The organism is Pseudomonas sp. Irchel s3h17 (assembly GCF_900187505.1).
Lineage (GTDB): Bacteria > Pseudomonadota > Gammaproteobacteria > Pseudomonadales > Pseudomonadaceae > Aquipseudomonas.
Genome location: NZ_FYDL01000041.1, coordinates 1 through 1,566 on the forward strand (window position 1 = coordinate 1; position 1,566 = coordinate 1,566).

General features: G+C 55.2%; 1 protein-coding gene and 1 pseudogene. Both read right to left on the reverse strand.

Translation table 11 applies throughout. From position 1 onward, the window contains the following. Window positions 1-317 precede the first annotated feature (317 nt). Window positions 318-1,355 carry an IS110 family transposase gene (locus CKW25_RS25890; protein WP_095083817.1) on the reverse strand — a complete coding sequence of 346 codons (1,038 nt, stop codon included), beginning with the start codon at window positions 1,353-1,355 and terminating at the stop codon, window positions 318-320. Between the two features lie 116 nt (window positions 1,356-1,471). After that, window positions 1,472-1,566: pseudogene (locus tag CKW25_RS27250) on the reverse strand (maturase); the annotation flags it as partial.

The following is a 1,566-nucleotide window of genomic DNA, read 5'->3' on the forward strand; positions in this document are numbered from 1 at the left end:
ATCGAGTAGGAGGCGGATTTACATCCGCCGTCCTCTCACATACATGGACGCCCCCAGTTTGCCGAGCTTTCAATTCGTGACAACACAGACGGGGTTGAGATTGCAGCCATACATCCGGACTTTATGTGAGGCTCTGCCTCTGTCCCTGATGGAATTCGCTGATCGGGCTCTTATCACCACCACGCGCTCGAAGCGCCTGTGAGAGGGCAGAGTTACCCGATCCCGGTCCGACCTGTCTTGCCATCACGTCATGATTGCCTGGGCAACCTTGGTAGTACTCCTTTCTAACGCTTCATCGCTTGACTCCACCGGTCTGGTTACGCGCCTGCGACAGCAGGGGTGTAACCAGACCGGAATCTGCGGTCGTGGGCCAGCAGCGCCCAGGCAATCCGGGCATTCTTGTTGGCCTGCGCGATGACTGCCACATTCGTGTTGCGACGCGCCAACAAACCCTTCAGCCAATCCGATGAGGGGTCGGTTTTACCTTCGGCGTAACGAACCACCGCTCGCGCACCATGAACCAGCAATGTGCGCAAATAGCTATCGCCTCGCTTGCTGATACCTAACAGCGTGGACTTGCCTCCGCTCGAATGCTGTCGCGGTACTAATCCCAACCATGCCGCCATCTGCCGACCGTTGGCAAAACTCTTCGCATCACCTACCGAAGCGACCAGAGCGCTTGCGGTGATCGGTCCAATACCCGGTATTTCTGCAAGCTTGCAACTGGCCTCATTCCCTCGATGCCATTGTTGAATTTCCCGTTCAAGTTGACCCACCTGCCGGTCCAACTCCTTCAGATGATCGCCCAGGCGCTGCATCAACTGCCGGAATGAACCGGGCAGACCGTTTTCGCCATCTTCCAGGATGCCTGGCAAACGCTCGGCGATATGCCCGATCCCTTGCGCGATGACAATGCCGAACTCACCGAGCAGCCCACGAATTGCGTTAGCTTGCGCAGTACGAGCCTTCACAAAACCCTGCCGCGCCCGATGCATGGCCAATATCCCTTGTTGCTCTGTCGTCTTGATCGGTACGAAGCGCATATTGGGTCGAGCGACCGCTTCACAAATGGCCTCTGCATCGGCTACGTCGTTCTTGTTCGTTTTCACATAGGGCTTAACAAATTGTGGAGCCATCAACTTGACCGTATGTCCAAATGCTTGCAGCTTTCTTGCCCAGTGATGGGCACTTCCGCAAGCCTCCATACCGATCAAGCACGGCGCCAATACTGCAAAGAAAGGGGCAAGCTGGTCACGTTTGAGCTGCTTCTTCAGTACTGGTTTCCCTCGCTCGTCAACTCCGTGTACTTGAAACACGTTTTTTGCCAAATCGATACCAACAGTCGTAAGCTTCATGAGGACGCTCCCTTCCGTTAAGTGCTATTAACACTTTCACTTTGGCACATCGATGCCGTTAGGACAGGGGGCGTCCATTCCATTACCACCGTACGTACGGTTCCGTATACGGCGGTTCAGGTTAAGCGGTTAAGCCGGGTTATCGTGTCCAGTATTGAGACCAGCCCGAGTCGATCCCAGAGTTTCTTCGGCAGCGCCTGATTCATATGGG

Coding starts and splice junctions, on each gene's coding strand:
- CKW25_RS25890 (WP_095083817.1), bottom strand. CDS start 1,355: ATGAAGCTTACGACTGTTGGTATCGATTTGGCAAAAAACGTGTTTCAA.